Origin of the sequence: Stenotrophomonas sp. ZAC14D1_NAIMI4_1 (assembly GCF_003086775.1) — a bacterium.
Lineage (GTDB): Bacteria > Pseudomonadota > Gammaproteobacteria > Xanthomonadales > Xanthomonadaceae > Stenotrophomonas.
Map to the genome: position 1 here is coordinate 4,200,291 of NZ_CP026001.1, position 20,550 is coordinate 4,220,840.

Genomic DNA, 20,550 nt, shown 5'->3' on the forward strand with positions numbered 1-20,550 from the left:
CGGTGGTGGGTCTTCATCTCAGCGCCCCTCCCCGCTGTTGGGGCCGGCCGGCGGTGGCCCGCTGGGCGGTTCGATCGTCAGTTGCTGCAGGACGCGGCCATCGCCGCCATGCACCTCGATGCGGGTGGCGGCGGCGACGTCGGCCGGCAGGCGGCTGGCCAGTGCGCCACGCACCGCCTGCGCACGCTGCCGGGCCAGGGCTTCCTCGCCCGCCGTGGCGACCAGCAGCACGCGGCCACCGCCGCGCGCCAGCAGTGCCTGGGCGGCCTTGTCCAGCACGCTGGCGCGGTCGGCGGCCAGCGTGGCGCTGCCCGGCGCGAACAGCGCCTGGCCCAGTTCCACCCGCGCCGGGCGGGGCACCACGGCGGCAGGCGTACCTTCGCGGCTCAGCGCGCCGTCGGGCATGTGCACGCCGAAGTCGAAGCGCGCCGGCAGGCCGGGGGTGATGCGCCGTACCAGCGGGTTGGGCGTGGTGAAGCGCGCACCGGCCGGCAGCGTCGACGGATCGACCTTGAGGATGAAGTTGCGGCCGCGTGCTTCGCCGCCCGGGATGCCGACCAGGTGGTAGCGCCCGAACGCATCGGTTTCCATCACCAGGCCTTCCACCGCCGCTACGCGCACGCCCGGGATGCCGCGTTCGCCGTCGTCCTGGATGCCGTTGCCGTTGCGGTCGTCGAACACACTGCCGATGATCAGGCTTTCATCCAGCAGCGGATCCACGCTGACATCGACGTCGGCCGTGGCCACGTTGGCGATGCTGCGGTTCTGCCCGTCGATGGCGGTGATGCGGTTGGTGTGCACGCCGGTGCCGGTGCCTGCGCCGACGCGCAGGTAGTACACCACCGTGGCGCGCTCGCCCACCGGCACGTCGATGCCATCGATGCGCAGCGGCTGCACACCACTGATGCGCGCATCGTTGTCGGCATCGCGCACCGCGAAGCCACCGCTGACGAAGGTGAAGCCCGGCGGCAGCGTATCCAGCAGCGTGGCGCCGTTGGCATCGACCTCGCCCACGTTGTCGATGGTGACGGTGTAGCGCACCAGGTCGCCGATCTGCGCACTGCGCTTGGCGGCCACCTTGGTCAGGCGCAGCACGGCCTGCTGGCCGGCCACGGTCACCGCCACGTTGGCTTCGGCACACAACGGGGTCGGCACGCTCAGGTCGCAGACGCGGTAGCGGAAGCTGTCGGTACCGCTGAAGTCCGCGGCCGGCGTGTACGTGCACACCCCGTTGGCGCACTGCACGGTGCCGTGTGCGGGTGCGGCAGCCACCTGCAGCGAGGCCGGGTCCAGCGGCGCGCTGCGGGTGGTGTCGTTGGCCAGCACGTTGATCAGCAGCGGGCCGCTGGTTTCGGCAGTCACCGCGTCATCGACCAGGGTCAGCACGTTGGCATCGACCGTGATGGTCACGCTGGCCGTGGCACACATCGACGGATCGGTGGCATCGCACACCTGGTACTCGAACGTCTGCACGCCGGAGAAGTAGGCACGCACGGCGAAGCGGATGCGCCTGTCGGGCAGTACCGTGGCATCGCCATACGGCGGCGGCGAGGTGATGGTGACGGTGACGCCGGACGGATCCACCGGCGTGCCATCCATGCGGTCGTTGCCGAGCACATCGATCTCGACCACGCCGTCCTGCGGCAGGTTCACCTGGTCATCCTCGGCCACCACGCCCGGCTCGGCGGCGATGACGGTCACGGTGACGGTACCGACGTCGCAGACGGTGGGCTGGTTGACCAGGCACAGCGTGTAGGTGGTGCTGTAGCTGCCCGGTGCCAGGCCCGCAGCGACGTCCACCCAGCCATCGGCGCTGAAGGTCAGGGCGTTGGTGGCCACCGGCACGAAGTTGACCTGGGCCGGGTCGAGCGCGGCACTGTTGAAGGTGTCGTTGGCGAACACGTTGAGCAGGCGGGTGCGCCCTTCCGGCCCGACCGGGCCACCCGTATCGTCCACCGCCAGCAGTGCGCCCACCGGGCCCTGCACCAGCACGGTGGCGATGGCGGTGGTGCAGTTGGTCGGCACGCCGTTCTCGCACAGCTGGTAGGCCAGCTGCACCTGCCCGGCCTGTACGCCCGGGGCCACCATGATCTGGCCCTGGTTGTTCATGGTGTAGCCCGGCGTGCTGCCGGTCAGGCTGGCCACCACGCTGCCCACCGGCGGCGGCGAGACGTTGTTGAAGCTGTCGTTGTCCAGCACCGAGCGGGCGATGGTGCCGCCCACCGAGGGATCGACCGGCGTGCTGCTGAAGTCATCGTTCACCGCCAGCACCACGTTGGCCGCGCCGCCCACGTTGAAGATGACGGTGGCCGTGCTGCACAGGGCCGCGTTCGGCGCGGGCAGGCAGACCTGGTAGGTGAAGCTGACCGGCCCGCTGGTGCCCACCGGCGGCGTGTAGGTGAAGCTGCCATCGGCGTTGAACAGCAGGCCCGCCGGGGCCGTGCCCTGCACGCTCCACACCGAACCGGCCGGCATGTTGTCGTTGCTGGCTACGCTGTTGGCCAGGGTCTGCCCGGCCTGCACGCTGAAGGCATCCGGCTGCGGCGCGGGGCTGACCACCACGGTCACGCTGGCGGTGGCGCAGTTGCCGGGCGCGGCCACTTCGCAGACCTGGTAGGTGACCGTGGTCGGCCCGGACGTGACGCCGGTGCCGATGCTGATCGTGCCGTCCGGGTTGATGCCGAAGCCGGCCGGTGCGCCCACCAGGGTCAGGGTGACGGTGCCGGCCGCCGGCGGCGAGGTGCCGTTGAGCGAGTCGTTGGCCAGCACGCTGGGCGTGGTGCCGCCCGGGGCGATGCCGCTGAAGCTGTCATCGCCCGCTACCAGGGTGCCGGTGTTGACGTTGAGGGTGACCGACGCGGTGCCGCACTGCGCGGCATTGGGTGCGGGCAGGCACACCTGGTAGGTGAAGGTGACCGCGCCGAGGGTGCCGGCCGGCGGCGTGTAGGTGAAGCTGCCATCGGCGTTGAACACCAGGCCCGGCGGCGTTGCGCCCTGCACGCTCCAGGTCGAGCCGGCCGGCATGTTGTCGTTGCCCGCCACCGTGTTCGACAGCACCTGGCCCGCGCGCACGCTGTAGGCATCCGGCTGCGGCGCCGGGCTGACCACCACGCTCACCGTTGCGTTGGCGCAGTTGCTGGGCGCGGCCACTTCGCACACCTGGTAGGTGATGCTGGTCGGGCCGGACGGCACGCCGCTGCCGATGCTGATCGTGCCATCGGGGTTGATGCTGATGCCGGCCGGTGCGCCGACCAGGCCCAGGGTCACCGTGTTCGCCGGCGGCGGGGTGACGCCGTTGAGCGAGTCGTTGCCGAGCACGCTGGGCGTAGTGCCGCCCGGGGCGATGCCGGGGAAGCTGTCATCGCCGGCCACCAGGGTGCCGGTGTTGACGTTGAGGGTGACCGTGGCGGTGCCGCACAGCGCCGCATCCGGTGCCGGCAGGCAGGCCTGGTAGGTAAAGGTGACCGCACCGGTGGTGCCCACCGGCGGCTGGTAGGTGAAACTGCCATCGGCGTTGAACACCAGGCCGGCAGGCGCGGTGCCCTGCAGGCTCCACGTCGAGCCGGCCGGCAGGTTGTCGTTGCCGGCCACCGAGTTCGACACCGTCTGCCCGGCCTGCACGCTGAACGCATCCGCCTGAGGTACGGGGCTGACCACCACGTTCACCGTGGCGGTGGCGCAGTTGCTGGGCGCTGCCGCTTCACACACGCGGTAGGTCAGCGTGGTGGCCCCGGAGGTAACGCCACCGCCGATGCTGATGGTGCCGTCGGCATTGATCGCGAAACCGGCCGGCGCACCCACCAGGCCCAGCGTCACCGTCCCGGCGGCCGGCGGCGACACGCCATTGAGCGAGTCATTGGCCAGCACGCTGGACGTGGTACCGCCCGGGGCGATGCCGCTGAAGCTGTCATTGGCCGCCAGCAGCGTGCCGGTGCCGATGTTGAAGCTGACCGTGGCGGTGTTGCACAGGGCCGCGTTCGGTGCGGGCAGGCAGGTCTGGTAGGTGAAGCCGACCACGCCGGTGGTGCCGGCCGGCGGCGCATAGGTGAAGCTGCCGTCGGTGTTGAACACCAGCCCGGCCGGCGTCGCGCCCTGCACGCTGAAGCTGGAGCCGGCGGGCATGCTGTCGTTGCCCGTCACCGTGTTGGAGAGCACCTGCCCGGCCTGCACGCTGAAGGCATCGGGCTGCGGCGTCGGGCTGACCACCACGGTCACCGTGGCGGTGGCGCAGTTGCTCGAGGCCGCCGCTTCGCAGACCTGGTAGGTCAACGTGGTGGTGCCTGCAGTGACGCCGGTACCGACGCTGATCGTGCCGTCGGCGGCGATGGTGAAGCCGGCCGGTGCACCGACCAGGCTGACGGTGACGCTGCCAGCGGCCGGCGGCGACGCGCCATTGAGCGAATCGTTGGCCAGCACGCTGGGCGTGGCGGTGCCCGGGGCGATACCGGTGAAGCTGTCGTTGCCCGCCACCAGGGTGCCGCTGTTGACGTTGAGGGTGACCGTCGCGGTGCCGCACAGCGCCGCATCCGGTGCTGGCAGGCAGGCCTGGTAGGTGAAGCTGACCGGGCCGGTCGTGCCCGACGGCGGCGTGTAGCTGAAGCTGCCGTCGCTGTTGAACACAAGGCCCGCCGGCGTCGTGCCCTGCACGCTCCAGGTCGAACCGGCCGGCATGTTGTCATTGCCGGCCACGTTGTTGTTCACCGACTGCCCTGCCTGCACGCTGAAGGCATCGGCCTGCGGTGCCGGGCTCACCACCACGTTGACGCTGGCGGTGGCGCAGTTGCTGGACGCGGCCACTTCGCAGATCTGGTAGGTCAGCGTGGTGCTGCCCGACACCACGCCGCTGCCGACGCTGATCGTGCCATCGGGATTGATGCCGAAGCCGGTGGGCGCACCCACCAGGCTCAGCGACACCGACGCAGCCGGCGGCGTCACGCCATTGAGCGAGTCGTTGCCGAGCACGCTGGGCGTAGCCGTGCCCGGGGCGATGTTGCTGAAGCTGTCATCGCCGGCCAGCAGCGTGCCGGTGTTGACGTTGAGGGTGACCGTCGCGGTGCCGCAGACGCTGCCGTTCGGCGCCGGCAGGCAGGCCTGGTAGCTGAAGGTCACGGCACCGAGGGTGCCGGCCGGCGGCGTGTAGCTGAAGCTGCCATCGGCGTTGAACACCAGGCCGGCCGGCGCCGTGCCCTGCACGCTCCAGGTAGAACCGGCCGGCATGTTGTCGTTGCCGGCCACGTTGTTGACCAGCTGCTGGCCGGCCTGCACCGAGAACGCATCAGCCTGCGGCGTCGGGCTGACCACCACGGTGACACTGGCGGTATCGCAGTTGTTGGCGGCCGCCGCTTCGCACAGCTGGTAGCGCAGCGTGGTGGAACCGGCCAGCACGCCGCTGCCGACAGTGATCGTGCCATCCGGGTTGAGGGTGAAGCCGGCCGGTGCGCCCACCAGCGACAGCCGCACATCGGCCGCCGGGGCCGGGCTGGCGCCATTGAGGCGGTCATTGGCCAGCACGCTGGCCGCCGACGTGCCACCGGCAACCACGCCGGTGATGACGTCATCGCCAGCCACCAGGTCGCCGTTGTTGATGTTGAGGGTGAACGTGGTGGTGCCGCACAGTGCCGCGTTCGGTGCCGGCAGGCAGGCCTGGTAGGTCACTGTGATCGGCCCGGCAGTGCCGGCCGGCGGTGCATAGGTGAAGCTGCCATTGGCGTCGAAGGTCAGCCCAGCCGGTGCGGTGCCCTGCACGCTCCAGGTGGAACCCACCGGCATGTTGTCGTTGCCGGCCACGCTGTTGGCCAGCGTCTGCCCGGCCTGCACGGCGAAGGCATCCGGCTGCGGCGCCGGGCTGACCACCACCAGCACGCTGGCGGTGTCGCAGTTGGCCGGCGAGGCGGCCTCGCAGATCCGGTAGGTCAGCGTGGTCGGGCCGGACTGCACGCCGGTGCCCACGGTGATCAAGCCATCGGCACTGATCGAGAAGCCGGCCGGTGCCCCGACCAGGGCCAGCGTCACCGTACCGGCAGCCGGCGGCGACACGCCGTTGAGCGAATCGTTGGCCAGCACGCTGGTGCCCACGGTGCTGCCCGGCGCGATGTTGCTGAAGCTGTCGTCGCCGGCCACGAGGGTGCCGTTGTTGATCGTGAGGGTGGCGGTGGTGACGCCACAGACTGCCGCGTTCGGCGCAGGCAGGCAGACCTGGTAATCGAAGGTGACCACGCCCAGGCGACCCGCCGGCGGCGTGTAGGTGAAGGCACCGGTGGCGGTCATCACCAGGCCATCCGGCGCGGTGCCCTGCACGCTGTACTGCGCACCCGGCGGCACGTTGTCGTTGCCCGCCACGCTGTCCGACAGCGTCTGCCCGACCTGCACGGCGAAGGCATCCGGCTGCGGCGACGGACGGACCACCACGGTGACGCTGGCGGTGTCGCAGTTGTTGGCCGCAGCGGCTTCGCAGATCTGGTAGGTCAGGGTGACCGGGCCGGAGACCGCGCTGGACGGCACGCTGATCGTGCCCTGCGGGGTGATCGCATAGCCGGCCGGCGCGCCGACCAGGCTCAGCACCACCGTGGCATCGGCCGGCGGCGACACACCATTGAGCGAATCATTGGCCAGCACGCTGGTGCTGGAGGTGCTGCCGGCGACCACTCCGGACAGGGTGTCGTCCGCGGCGACCAGCGCGCCGTTGTTGATGTTGAGGGTAAGCGTGGCGGTGCCACACAGGTTGGCGTTGGGTGCCGGCAGGCAGACCTGGTAGGCCACCACCACCGGACCGCTGGTCCCGGCCGGCGGCGCATAGGTGTAGCTGCCATCGGCGTTGAAGCTGAAACCGGCCGGCGGCGTGCCCGGCAGGCTCCAGCTGGAACCAGCCGGCATGTTGTCGTTGCTGGCCACGCTGGCGCTGAGGCTCTGCCCCACCTGCACGGCGGCGGCATCATCCTGCGGTGCCGGGTTGACCACCACGGTGACGCTGGCATTGGCACAGTTGCCCGGCGCCACGGCTTCGCAGATCTGGTAGGTCAGCGTGGTCGGGCCGGACATCGCACCGCTGCCCGCGGTGATGGTGCCGTTCGGATTGAGGGTGAACGCGGCCGGCGCACCGACCAGGCTCAGCACCACGTCGCCCGGCGCAGGCGGGCTGACGCCGTTGAGCGAATCGTTGGCCAGCACACTGGCGGCGGACGTGCCGCCCGGGGCAATGCCGGCCAGCGTGTCGTCACCGGCCAGCAGGGTGCCGTTGCTGACGTTCAGCGTGGCCTGTGCGGTGGCGCAGTTCGCGGCATTCGGTGCGGCCAGGCAGGCCTGGTAGAGGAAGGTGACCGCGCCGGTGACGCCGCTCGGCGGCGTGTAGCTGAAGCTGCCATCGGTGTTGAACACCAGGCCGGCCGGCGTGGCGCCCTGCACCGTCCAACTGGAACCGGCCGGCATGTTGTCGTTGCCGGCCACGCTGGCCGACAGCACCTGCCCGGCCTGCACGCCGAACACATCGGCCTGCGGTGCCGGCAGGATCACCAGCGCGATGCTGGCAGTGTCGCAGTTGCCGGCCGACGCCGCCTCGCAGGCCTGGTAGGTCAGGGTCAGCGGGCCGGACACGATGCCGGCAGGCACGGTCAGCACGCCATCGGCCGCGAGCACGAAGCCGGCCGGTGCGCCGACCAGGCTCACCAGCACCGTACCGGCGGCCGGCGGCGAGACGTTGTTGAGCGCATCGTTGGCCAGCACGCTGGTACCGGTGCTGCCGCCCGGCGCGACGGTGAAGCTGTCATCGGCCGCCGCCAGCGTGCCGTCGTTGATGTTGAGCGTCACCGTGGCCGTGCCGCACAGCGCCGCATCCGGCGCAGGCAGGCAGGCCTGGTAGGAGAAGGTCACCGGGCTGGGCGTATTGGCCGGCGCCGTATAGGTGAAGCTGCCATCGTTGTTGAAGGACAGGCCGGCCGGCACGGTGCCCTGCACCGAGAACTGCGAGCCGGTGGGCAGGTTGTCGTTGGCGGCCACGTTGCCGTTGCTGATGGTGCCCGCCGCCAGCACCGAATAGGCATCGGCCTGCGGCGAGGGGCTGATCACCAGCGCCACCGTGGCGGTGTCGCAGTTGCTCGGCGCGGCAGCTTCGCAGATCTGGTAGGTCAGCGTGGTGGCGCCGGACAGCACGCCACCCGGCACGGCGATGGTGCCGTCGGGATTGATGACGAAGCCGGCCGGCGCGCCGACCAGGCTGAGCTGCACGCTGGCGGCCACCGGCGGCGTGCCGTTGAGGCTGTCGTTGGCCAGCACGCTGGCCGTGGTGCCGCCGGCCGCGATGCCGCTGAAGCTGTCGTTGGCGGCGGCCAGGGTGCCGGTGTTGACGTTGATGGTGGCCGTAGCGGTGCTGCACACCGCCGTGTTGGGCGCCGGCAGGCAGGCCTGGTAGGTGAAGGTGACCGCCCCGAGGGTGCCCACCGGCGGCGTGTAGTTGAAGCTGCCATCGGCAGTGAACGCCAGCCCGGCCGGCGGGGTGCCCTGCACCGCCCAGCTGGAGCCCGGCGGCAGGTTGTCGTTGGTGGCCACGCTGGCACCGGTCAGGCTCGCGCCGGCCTGCACCGCGAACGCATCGGCCTGCGGCGCCGGGGTCACCACGAAGGTGATGGCCGCGGTGGCGCAGTTGGTCGGCGATGCGGTCTCGCACAGCTGGTAGGTCAGCGTGGTGGCGCCGGCCGGCGCGCTGGCCGGAATCTGCACGCTGCCATCGTTGTTGATGATGAAGCCGGCCGGCGGCGCCACCAGCAGCAGCTGCACGGTCGCCGACGGCGGCGGGGTAACGCCGTTGAGGACGTCGTTGGCCAGCACGCTGGGCGTCACCGAGCCGGCCGTCAGCGGCGCGGCGAACGCATCGTCGGTGGCGACGATCGCACTGACGGCGATGGTGAGGGTTGCCGTGGCGGTGCCGCACACGGCGGCATCCGGCGCGGGCAGGCAGGCCTGGTAGCTGAAGGTGACCGGGCCCAGGGTGCCCGCCGGCGGCGTATAGGTGAAGCTGCCATTGGCGTTGAACACCAGGCCCTGCGGCGGCGACGGCACGTTCCAGGTGGAACCGGCGGGCATCGCGTCATTGCCGGCGACGTTGCCGGTATTGGCCTGGCCGGCCTGCACGCTGATGGTGTCGTTCTGCGGCGTCGGCCGCACCACCAGTGCGATGCTGGCGGTGGCGCAGTTGTTGGCCGCCGCCGTTTCGCACACCTGGTAGGTCAACGTGGTGGCGCCACTGGCCGCATCGGCCGGCACCGACACCGTGCCGGTGGGGCTGATGCTGAAACCAGCCGGTGCGCCCACCAGCGTCAGTGCCACATTGGCCGGTGCCGGCGGGCTGACGCCATTGAGGGTGTCGTTGGCCAGCACGCTGGCGGTGGCAGCACCCGGCACGATCGCACCGAAGCTGTCGTTGTTGGCCAGCAGGGCACCGTTGTTGATGTTCAGTGTCGCCGTGGCGGTCGCGCATACCGCGCTGTTCGGCGCAGGCAGGCAGGCCTGGTAGACGAAGCTGGTCGGGCTGGTGGTACCCGCCGGCGGCGCATAGGTGAAGCTGCCATCGGCGTTGAACGTCACGCCGGCCGGCGGCGTGCCCTGCAGGGCGAAGGTCGAGCCCACCGGCATGCCGTCATTGCTGGCCACGTTGGCCGTGACCGACAGGCCCGCCTGCACGGCGAAGGCATCGTTGGCCGGCGCCGGCGCGACCACCAGGGCCACGTTGGCAGTGGCGCAGTTGGTCGTGGCCGCCGCTTCGCAGACCTGGTAGGTCAGCGAGATGGCGCCCGATGCAGTGCCGGTGGCCACGGCGATCGTGCCATCGGCGGCAATCGAGAAACCGGACGGCGCACCGACCAGGCTGAGCACCACCTCGTCCGCCGCCGGCGTCGCGCTGTTGAGCGTGTCGTTGCCCAGCACGCTGGACGTGGCGCTGCCAGCAGCGACCGGTGCGGTGATGGTGTCGTCCACCGCGACCAGGGTGCCGCTGTTGACATTGAGGGTGGCGGTGGCAGTGGCGCAGGCGCCGCTGTCGGGCGCGGCCAGGCACACCTGGTAGCTGAAGGTGACCGCACCGCTGAAGCCCGTCGCCGGGGCGAAGATGAAGCTGCCATCGGCGTTGAACTGCAGCCCGGGCGGCGGCGTGCCGACCACGCTGAACTGCGCGCCGCTGCCGACGTTGTCGTTGCCCGCCACCGAACTGGCCAGGTCCACGCCGGCCGGCGTGGACAGGGCATCGTCGACGGCCGACGGTGCCACCACCAGGCGCAGCGTGGCAGTGGCGCAGTTGCCCGGCGCTGCGGCTTCGCACAGCTGGTAGGTCAGCGTGCGGCCACCGGCCGGCACGCCTGCGGCAACGCTCACGGTGCCATCCGGGTTGAGGCTGATGCCGGCCGGTGCACCGGCCAGGCTCAGCAGCACATCGGCGGCGGCCGGCGGCGTGCTGCCATTCAGTGCATCGTTGAGCAGCACCGACGGCGTGCTGCCACCGGTCACCGGGTTGACCGGCGCGCTGCTGAAATCATCGTTGTTGGCTGCCAGGCTGCCGACCGTGATGTTGATGCTGGCCGTGGCGGTGGCGCACAGCGCGTTGTTCGGTGCCGGCAGGCAGACCTGGTAGGTGAAGGTGATCGGGCTGGCCGCGTTGACCGGCGGCAGGTAGGTGAAGCTGCCACCGCCGCCGAAGCTCAGGCCGGCCGGTGTGGCGCCGACGATGGTGAACACCGCACCGGCCGGCACGTTGTCGTTGTCACCGACACTGCCGTTCAACGGTTGGCCGGCGGCAGTGGAATAGCTGTCGTTCTGTGCCGACGGCGTCACCACCAGGCGGATGCTGGCACTGGCGCAGTTGCTGGGCGCAGCGGTTTCGCAGATCTGGTAGCTCAGCACCGTGGCGCCGGCGGCGGCGCTGGCGGGCACCTGCAGCAGGCCCGCCGTGGTCAGCGCATAGCCCGACGGCGCGCCCACCAGGGCCAGGGTGACGCTGCCGGCCGGCGGCGGCACGCCGCCATTGAGGCTGTCATTGACCAGCACGCTGGTGCTGCTGGTCGCGCCCGGCGCCAGCGGCGTCGCGCTGAAGTCGTCGTCCATCGCCATCAGGGTGCCGGCGTTGACGTTGATGGTCGCCCCGGCCGTGCTGCACAGCGCACCGTCCGGTGCCGGCAGGCAGGCCTGGTAACTGAAGCTCACCGGCCCGGTGAAACCGGCCGGCGGCGTGTACTGGAAGGTGCCGTCGCGGCCCAGCTGCAGGCCGTCCGGCGTGGTGCCCGACACCGTGAACACCGCGCCCACCGGCGCATTGTCATTGCTGGCCACGCTGCCCGACAACAGCTGCCCGGCCGGCGTGGAGAACACATCGGCCACGGCGGTGGGCGAAACCACCAGGCGGATCTGCGCCGAATCGCAGTTGCTCGGCAGCGCGGTTTCGCACAGCTGGTAGGTCAGCGTCAGCGCGCCCGACGGCACGCCCGCATCGACGTTCAACACCCCGTTGGCATCCAGGGTGAAGCCCGACGGCGCGCCGACCAGGCTCAGCAGCACATCGGCCGATGCCGGCGGCTGGGTACCGTTGAGGCTGTCGTTGAGCAGCACCGACAACGTGCTGCCACCACCGGCACCGATCGGCGTGGCACGGAAGTCATCATCACCGGCGACCAGGGTGCCGGCGTTGACGTTGAGGGTGACCGTCGCGCCCGCGCACACCGTGCCGTTCGGCGCCGGCAGGCAGGCCTGGTAGGCGAAGGTGACGATGCCCTGGGTGCCGGCCGGCGGCGTGTAGGTGAACGCACCGCCAGCGGCCAGCACCAGGCCCGCCGGCGCGGTGCCGGTAACGCTGAAGGTGGCACCGGCGGGGACATTGTCGTTGCTGCCGACATTGCCGCTGACCGGCACGCCCACCGCGGTGCTGACGTTGTCATTCACCGCCACCGGTGCCAGCAGCAGCTGCACCGCACCGTCATCGCAGTTGGTCGGCAGCTCGGCCTCGCACAGGCGGTAGCCGAAGTTCACCGCACCCGCAGCGGCGGCACCGGGCACCGAGATGGTGCCGTTGGGGTTGAGCACGTAGCCGCTGGGCGCACCCAGCAGGCTCAGGATGACTTCGGCCGGGGCCGGCGGAATCGCACCGTTGATGGTGTCGTTGGCCAGCACGCTGATGGTGGTGCCACCGGTGGCCGGATTCAGCAGGCTGCCGCGGAAGTCATCGTCATTGGCGACCAGCGTGCCGGCGTTGACGTTGATGGTGGCCGTGGCGGTGCTGCAGACGGTGTTGAACGGCGCGGCCAGGCAGGCCTGGTAGCTGAAGGTGGTGGTGCCGGTGAACTGCGCCGGCGGCGTGTAGGTGAAGCTGCCATCGGCGTTGAACACCAGCCCCTGCGGCGCGGTGCCGGTGACGGCATAGGTGCTGCCGGCCGCGACGCGGTCATTCACCGACACATTGCCGCTGACCGCGCGACCCACCTGGGTGGTGAAGCTGTCGGCCACGGCCTGCGGCGCGATGACCACGGCGATGGTGGCGGTGGCGCAGTTGCTGGTGCCGGCCTGGCACAGCTGGTAGGTCAGGTTCAGCGGTCCGGCCGGAGCGCCCGCCGGTACCTGCAGTTCGCCGGTGGGCGCCAGCGTGAAGCCGGCCGGCGGCGCGTTGATCAGCGACAGGGTGGCCTGCGCTGCGTCGATCGCCACACCGTTGAGCGTGTCGTTGGCCAGCACACTGGCGGTGGTGCCGCCGGTGCCGGGCACCGGCGCGGCGGTGAAGTCGTCATTGCCCGCCACCACAGCGGCGACCGCCACGTTCAACGTCACCGTGGCTGCATCGCAGATGCCGCCATTGGGCGCCGGCAGGCAGACCTGGTAGCGGAAGCTGTCTGCGCCCGAATACGTGCCCTGCGCGGTGTAGCTGAAGCCGCCATCGGCAGCGACGCTGACCGTGCCGTGCGCGGCACCAGCCAGCAGGCTGAACTGCGAACCCGCAGGCACGTTGTCATTGCCGGCCACGGAGCCGCCCAGTGCCACGCCCGCGGTCGCGGTGAAGCTGTCGTCCACCGCATCGGGGGCGACGACCAGCTGCACGTTGGCGGTGGCGCAGTTGGTGCCGCCCGGCAGTTCGCAGATCTGGTAGGTGAAGGCATAGGCGCCCGCTGCGGCACCGGCGGCTACCTGCAGCTGGCCGGCAGCGTTGGCGGTGATGCTGGCCGGTGCACCGCTCAGTGCCAGGCTGACGCCCGCCGGGGCCACCGCCGTGCCGTTGAGGGTGTCGTTGCCGAGCAGGCTGACGGCGGTGGTGGTGCCCGGCTGCAGCGGCGTGGCGAACAGGTCGTCGGCGGCGGCCAGCTGGTTGGCAGCCACGCTCACGGTCACCGTGGCGGTATCGCAGACGGTGGCGTTCGGTGCCGGCAGGCAGAGCTGGTAGGTGAAGGTATCCGGCCCGGTACTGGCATTGGCCGGCGTGTAGGTGAAGGTGCCATCGGCGTTGACCACGGCCGTGCCACGGGTGGCCTGGGTGCCCAGAGTGAAGACCGAGCCGCTGGCGAAGTTGTCATTGCCGGCCAGGGTGCCGGTCACCGGGCGGCCCCCGCCCGGGGTGCTGACCGCATCGTCCACCGCATCCGGGCTGACCACCAGGTTGGCAGTGGCCGTCGCGCAGTTGGTGGCAGCGTTGGCATCGCACATCTGGTACGTCAACGCCCGCGGACCCGCAGCAGCGCTGGCCGGCACGACGATGGTGCCGTTGGGGTTGATCGAGAAGCCGCTGGGCGCACCGACCAGGCTCAGCGTCACCTGCGCCGGCGTGACCGGGACAGTGTCGAAGGTGTCGTTGCCCAGCACGCTGGGCGTGGTGCCACCCGCACCCGGCAGCAGCGGCGCGGCGAAGGTATCGTCGTTGGCCACCAGCACGTTGGCATCGACCACCACCGATGCGATCGCCGTCGAGCAGACGCTGCCATTCGGCGCAGGCAGGCACACCTGGTAGTTGATCTGCACGGGCTGGGCGATATTGCCGGCCGGTGCGTAGGTCAGCGTGCCGGTGCTGCTGATGGTTGCCCCGGCCACCGGCGTACCGGTCTGGCTGTAGGTGGCGCCGGCCGGCGCGTTGTCGTTGGCGGCGAGGTTGCCGGTGAGCGATGGCGTGCCCGCGTTCACGTTGTAGCTGTCAGCCACGGCCGTCGGCGCGATGACCAGGCTCGCGGTGGCGGTGGCGCAGTTGGTCGGCGAGGCGTTCTCGCAGATCTGGTAGCCGATCGACGTTGCGCCTGCCGCGGCACCGGCCGGCACCGCGATGACGCCCGCGCTGTTGATGGTGAAGCCCGCCGGCGCGTTCTGCAGCGAAATGATCAGGTTGCCGCCGACCACCGGCTGGCCGTTCAAGGTGTCGTTGCCCAGCACCGTCGGCGTGCTGCCACCGGTGGTGGAGGAAATAGGCGTGGTGAAGCTGTCGTTGGCCGCGACCAGCGCGTTGGCCTGCACCGGCACGGCCGGCGTGGTGGCGGTGTTGTCGCCCGGGGTCGGGTCGGTGGTACCCGACGGCAGCACCAGCGACACGCTGTTGGCCGGCACCGTGGCCGGGGTTGCGGCCGGCGCCGTGCCGTTCACCAGCAGCACCACGCTGTCACCCACGCCCACGCTGACCAGCACGTTCACCGCGTTGCCGCTGCCGCTGGGCTGCGCACAGGACGACGCCGCCGTGGTCGGCTGGCAGGTCCAGGCCACGTTGGTCAGCAGCGAGGACACCGTATCGACCACGCCCACGCCGCTGGCCGCCGACGGCCCGGCGTTGTTCACCTGGATGCGGTACTGCACCGGCCCGCCTGCGGCCACCGGGCTGGCGCTGACCAGGGTCTTGCTCACGCTCAGCTGCGCTTGCAGGGCCAGGGCGTTGGTATCGGTGGCGCTGTTGTTGCCGGGCGTGGGGTCGGCCACGTCGGTCGGCGCGGTCACCGTGGCGGTGTTGTTCAACGGGTTCGGGTAGCTCTGCGCCAGCAGCGGCGGCGGCAGCAGCAATGCCAGCACGGCCATGGCATGCGCGATGCCGGCCGAAGCCCTGCCTGCCCTGCCCTGCCTGCCCACTGCTGCCATGCGTCCGTCCTCGAATGCACGCCGTCGCCTGCTGCAGGCATCCGGCATCGGTGGTCCTGTCCTTCCCCCGCGCAGGGCATTCCCCGCGCGCACTGCACCGCACCGCGCGCTAGTAGGCGCCCGGGTTGTTGCTGAAGCTCACTGGCACGCTGATCGTTGCCTGGCCACCGTTGACCAGGTTCACGCCCACGTTCACCGCATTGCCGCCCGCCGCGCCGCCGCTGGCCGCCGCGCAGGTACTGCCGCTGGTCGCACTGCACGTCCACGCGCCACGCAGGGTGGTGCCGTTGGGCAGGGTGTCGGTGACCGTCGCATTGGTCACCGCATCGGGCCCGTTGTTGACCACCTGCAGCGTGTAGGTCGCAGTGCCGCCGGGCGTATAGGTGCCGCTGCCATCGCTCTTGGTGATCGACAGATCGGCCTGGCGCGTGCGGTTGGTGATGCGGCACACCAGGGTGGTGGCGGTGGCGGTCATCGCCGGCGCCTGCAGGGTGAAGCTGCCGCCGCTGCCCGAGGAGACCACGGCGTTGTTCTGGTCGGTGCACTGCCAGGTGCTGGCATAGCGGGTCAGCGTGGTACCGGCCGCCGCCGCCTCGGCCAGCGCATAGCTGCCACCAGGCACGGTGATGATCGCCGCCGTGGCGCCGTTGTTGCCGACGTTGCTGGCCGAGCCCACCGTGCTGCCGTTGTAGGTGATGGACAGGTTGAAGCGGCCGGTGTCGCTGGTCGGCTGCAGGTCCTTCACCAGCTGCAGGGTGGCGGCGCAGGCCTGGGTCACGCCTTCCACGGTGAACACCGCCTGGCCCACGCGGATGCCGAGCAGGGCCAGCAGGTTGTCGACCACGCCGCCGAGCACCGCGGTCAGCACCGGGGTCACCACCGCATTGACCAGCGTGCGCACCGGCGTCAGCAGCGTGTTGACGATGCCGTTGACCAGGTCGGCCACCGGCAGTGGCAGCGACAACGAGCCCAGCAGCGTCACCTGTGGATTGCCACTGATGAGCTGGATGTTGAGTGAGTTGACCAGGGTGGAGACCAGCGTGGCCGCGCTGACCGTGCCGGCGGTGAGCGTGCGTGTCTGTGGGTAGGGCCCGGTGAAGCTGGCGCTCTGCAGGCCCGGTGTCGCCGTGGCAAAGCCACGGATGCCCACCGCGATCGGGATGGTGATGTCGGCCACCGGCACCGTGGCGCCCAGCAGGGTCACGCCCACCCGCACCTTCACACTGAGGTTGGTCAGGGTGGCCGTGGTGAGCGCCGTTTCGGTCAGCACCGTGCTGCGGTTGAAGAAGGTGGCATCGCTGATCTGGCCGACATACAGGTTGACCAGGCCCGGGCGCGCCTGCAGGGTCACCGCGTTGCCGACCAGGTTCACCGCCGAGATCGACCCTTCGGCGCGTGCGACATCGGCGTAGACCTGCAGGTGCAGCACGTCGGCGCTGATGCTGGTGTTGGACAGCGAGACACCAAGCAGGTTGAGTCCATTCAACGCAGCGGTCAGGGTGCCGGTGTTCAGGCCCTGCACCAGGTCCAGGTCGAGCTTGATGCGGATGGCCGCGCTGTGGAATGCCGCGCCCACCGTGCCGCAGTTGTAGCTCGGAGGTTCGATCACCTGCGCCCACAGGCGCACGTTGGCCACGCCGTTGAGGCCCAGCGCCGCGGTGTTCACCGTGATCGGGGTCGGCGTGGTCAGCACGTTGCGGAAGTTGTAGAGCTGCACGCCGCCGGTCAGCAGGTCGAGCACGTTCAGGCGCACCGTGGCCAGCGAACCGGTCGGCAGCGCGACCTGCAGGATGTCGGCCAGGCGGATGCTGCCGGAGGTACCGGCCACGCCCAGCGGCAGCACGTTCAGCACGTTGGCCGCAGCGGTCTGGCCATCGGCCTGCAGCACCTGCACCATCGCCGCACGCAGCTGGCCCAGGGTGATGTTGGTGTTGAGCACCTGGCTGGGATCGCTGACGGTGACGCCGCCATTGAGCTGGGTCAGCAGTGCATTGAGGTTGACGTTGGCGCCCGCCAGACTGTTCCAGTCGGCGACGCTGAGCGTGAGACTGGTGCCCGGCAGCAGCGCGCTGAACAGCAGGTTGAGGATCGGGCTCTGGGTGGAATCAACCGACACCAGGCGCGGTCCAGCGCTGACGCAGGCCCCGGCAGTGCAGGCGGACTGGGCCTGTGCGCGGCCCAGGCAGGAGAGCACTGCCAGCACCACAAGCATCACCAGCGCCTGCCAGCGCAATGACGATGCTTTCACGCCCTTCACATTAACCATGCATCGTTCTCCGCCGATTTTGGGCAGAGGCACGCCGTGGCGACGTGATCAGCGCGTCGTCCTGGAGTAATCGCTCCGCCGGTGTCGCTCCCTGCGTGGGACTGCGTTCATTTCCGGTTCGGTTCGATTAATCCGGGGCAACAAAAGGCCGTCAAACAAGACGGCGTGAAATCGGGGGGAAGAGGCGCTTGCTGGCGCGCAGGAACGACGCGCAAGCCTCTTGAAGTGCAGAAAGGGACAGCAATTCTGTACACGCAGAAAAAGTATTGCTGTCAGGGAAGCAGCGCTTACCGAACATGGAGAGGGGGTGAAATATGCAGGCGATGTGCGACAGAATCCGCCGGGCCCGACTAACGGCTGGCCTTTCTCAAACGCAGTTGGCGTTGCATTGCGGGGTTCGCCGCAGCGCCGTGGCTCAGTGGGAACGTGACGGCGGTACCGTTCCCAGTGTGCAGCATCTCTCGAAACTCGCGATTGTGACGCAGGTCCACTTTGAGTGGCTGGCCACCGGTCGTGGCCCCGGGCGTCCGGAAGACGGCGAACTGGCGCCGCCGGAAAATGCTGCGGTGGAGGCGGGCCGCAGCCCGCAGGAGAACGCGATCCTGTCCCTGCTGCGGCGACTGCCGCCACGCAAGCGCCAGGTCGCCCACGCCATCATTGAAATGCTGACCGAGTAGGGTCGGGCCCGCGCGCCGTCAGAGACTGGCGCGTGGTGGCAGTGACCAATCGATCGGTGCCTGGCCCTGGCGCTGCAGGTACTCGTTGGCCATCGAGAAGTGGTGGCAACCGAGGAAGCCGCGGTGCGCCGACAGCGGCGAGGGATGCGGCGACTTCAGCACGCGGTGGCGACGGGTGTCGATCACCTTGCCCTTCTTCTGCGCGTACGCGCCCCAGAGCATGAACACCAGGCCGTCGCGCTCGCGGTTGAGCACGTCCACCACGTGGTCGGTGAAGCCTTCCCAGCCACGCCCCTGGTGGGCGCCGGCCTGTCCCTCCTCCACCGTCAGCACGGCGTTGAGCAGCAGCACGCCGCGCTGCGCCCAGGGCACCAGGCAACCGTGGTCGGGGCGGGCGATACCGAGGTCGCCCTCGATTTCCTTGTAGATGTTCAGCAGCGACGGCGGCACCGGCACGCCCGGCGCCACCGAAAAGCTCAGGCCGTGGGCCTGGCCGCGGCCGTGGTACGGGTCCTGGCCGAGGATCACCACCTTCACCTGTTCGAAGGGCGTGGCGTCGAAGGCGGCGAAGATCTGCGGGCCCGGCGGAAATACCGCTGCACCGGCAGCCTTGCGCTGGCGCAGGAAGGCGGACAGCTCGCGCATCTGCGGCTGCAACAGGTAATCACCGACATGCTGCTTCCAGCTCGGTTCCAGCTGGATCGCCGGGGTATCCACTACGTCATCCATCATCACGCCACTTCTATCGCAACAGGGGGCCATCGTTCAAACGTGCCAGCCGCAGCTGGAACAGCACCTTGGTCACCAGCAGGCGCTCCTCGATCGGCTTGAGCACCAGATCGTTGGCGCCGGCCTGCAGCAGCCCGGTCTGGTTGTGCGGGTTGCCGTCGCCGGTCATCACCAGCACCGGCAGGCGGCGCTTGCCGTAGCCGAAATCCACGCGCACGCGCTGCACCACGTCGCGGCCGCTCAGCTCACCCTTCAGGGTGACGTCGGTCAGCACCAGGTCGATGCGGTGGCGGCTGCGGCCCAGCGATTCGGCGGTGAGCAGGGTGAAGGCTTCCTCGGCGCTGACCACGTGCATCACGTTCAACTGCTGCCGCTCGAGCATGCGCTTGGTCGCTTCGGCCACCACGCGGCTGTCCTCGACATACAGGATGGTGGCGCCGGGAATGGTCTGCGGCTGCACGTAGCCGCGGATGAAGGTCGCCAGCGCCTCGTGGCCGAGCGCCTTGTCGAAATAGTCGGTGACGTACTCGGTGAAGCGGCGCTGTTCCAGGTGCTGCTGCGCGTCGCCGGAGACCACGATGACCGGCACGTAGGCCTGGCCGGCGGCTTCGCGCACGCGCTTGGCCAGCGCCAGGCCGTCGCCATCGCGCAGGGTCAGCGAGGTGGTCACCAGATCCACCGGCCCCTGCTCCAGCACCTTCTGCGCTTCCTCGATGCTGTCGCAGCCGATCACCTCCACGCCCGGCAGGTCACGCTGCAGGACGTCGGCGATCAGCCTGCGCACCAGCTTGGAACCATCGACCACCATCACCCGCGTCGCGGGCCCTTCAAGGTGCTTCAACGCTTGCGGTTGCATGCCGGTCTCAGGTGTCGGTGGGGCGGGTCTGGCGGAGGAAGTGGCCGGTCACCAGCCAGGCACCCAGCCAGCCCAGCAGCAAGGTGCCGAGCAGCACCAGGCTGCCGTGCAGCAGGTCCAGGCCGTGCAGGACGAAGGGGCTGCCGTAGCTGCGCGACAGTTCGGCCAGCGGCGTGCGCAGGGCAGCACCGGCCACGCCGATCAGGGCCAGCGCGACCGCACCGGCGCCCAGGCCATACCAGGCACCCAGGTACAGGAACGGGCGGCGGATGAAACCATCGCTGGCACCGAGCAGCTGCAGCACGCCGATTTCCTCGCGGCGGGCCTGGATGTCCAGGCGCACGGTATTGCCCACCACCAGCGCGGCACCTGCACCGAGCAGCGCCGACAGCACCTGCACCAGGCGCGCACCGAAGGCCAGCCAGGCATCCAGGCGCTGCCGCCACAGGGCATCGTGCTGCACCAGGTCGGCACCGGGCAGGCTTTCCAGCGCGCGCGCCAGGCGGGCGTCATCCTGGCCCTGGCCCGGAGTGACCACCAGCAGCGACGGCAGCGGGTTGTCGTTGAGTGCGTCGATGGCTTCGCCGAGGCCGGCGTCGCGCAGTTCCTGCAGGCCCTGTTCGGGCGTGCGCACGGTCACGTTGGCCACGTCCTGGCGGTCGCGCAGTTCGCCCGCCAGGCGCAGCGCGCCGGGGCCATCGACATCGGCCTTGAGGAACACGTTGATGTCGCGCGACTGCTGCACGCTGCCGGCGAACTGCTTGAGGTTGTCCAGGGCGATGGACAGGCCCAGCGGCAATGCCAGCGCCAGCGCCATGACCATCACCGTCAGCAGGGTGGCCCACGGCTTGCGGCAGGCGCGGCCCAGGCTGAACACCACGCTGTGGGCATGGTGGTGGAACCACACGCCCAGGCGCGACGGTGCGGCGGCTTCGCTGTTTTCGTTCTTGCCCATG

Annotated in this window: 6 protein-coding genes; 1 reads left to right on the forward strand and 5 read right to left on the reverse strand. The window is 70.1% G+C overall.

Annotated elements, in window-relative coordinates; all coding sequences use genetic code 11:
* Positions 1 to 18: 18 nt before the first annotated feature.
* Positions 19 to 15,066: an Ig-like domain-containing protein gene (locus C1927_RS19150; protein ID WP_159095381.1), complete on the reverse strand. Its 15,048-nt coding sequence runs from the start codon at positions 15,064 to 15,066 to the stop codon at positions 19 to 21.
* A 109-nt stretch (positions 15,067 to 15,175) separates the two neighbouring features.
* Entirely contained in the window at positions 15,176 to 17,332 is a 2,157-nt protein-coding gene (locus C1927_RS19155; RefSeq protein ID WP_159096653.1) for a DUF11 domain-containing protein, read from the reverse strand.
* A 323-nt stretch (positions 17,333 to 17,655) separates the two neighbouring features.
* On the opposite strand from C1927_RS19155, the gene C1927_RS21855 reads away from it, so the two are divergent.
* Complete coding sequence (locus C1927_RS21855; RefSeq protein ID WP_301553991.1) at positions 17,656 to 18,009, forward strand: helix-turn-helix transcriptional regulator; 354 nt, start codon at positions 17,656 to 17,658, stop codon at positions 18,007 to 18,009.
* An 18-nt stretch (positions 18,010 to 18,027) separates the two neighbouring features.
* On the opposite strand, the gene ung is transcribed toward C1927_RS21855, so the two are convergent.
* From ung to ftsX, 3 genes are read right to left on the reverse strand one after another with little or no spacing between them, the layout of a single operon-like run.
* A complete protein-coding gene (ung, locus tag C1927_RS19165; RefSeq protein ID WP_079223795.1) occupies positions 18,028 to 18,741 on the reverse strand; it encodes a uracil-DNA glycosylase in 714 nt (237 codons plus the stop codon).
* Between the two features lie 10 nt (positions 18,742 to 18,751).
* Positions 18,752 to 19,594, reverse strand: coding sequence for a response regulator (locus C1927_RS19170; protein ID WP_108747506.1), 843 nt, complete (start codon positions 19,592 to 19,594; stop codon positions 18,752 to 18,754).
* A gap of 7 nt (positions 19,595 to 19,601) precedes the next feature.
* Positions 19,602 to 20,549 carry a permease-like cell division protein FtsX gene (gene ftsX / locus C1927_RS19175; RefSeq protein WP_079223799.1) on the reverse strand — a complete coding sequence of 316 codons (948 nt, stop codon included), beginning with the start codon at positions 20,547 to 20,549 and terminating at the stop codon, positions 19,602 to 19,604.
* Position 20,550: the final 1 nt, after the last annotated feature.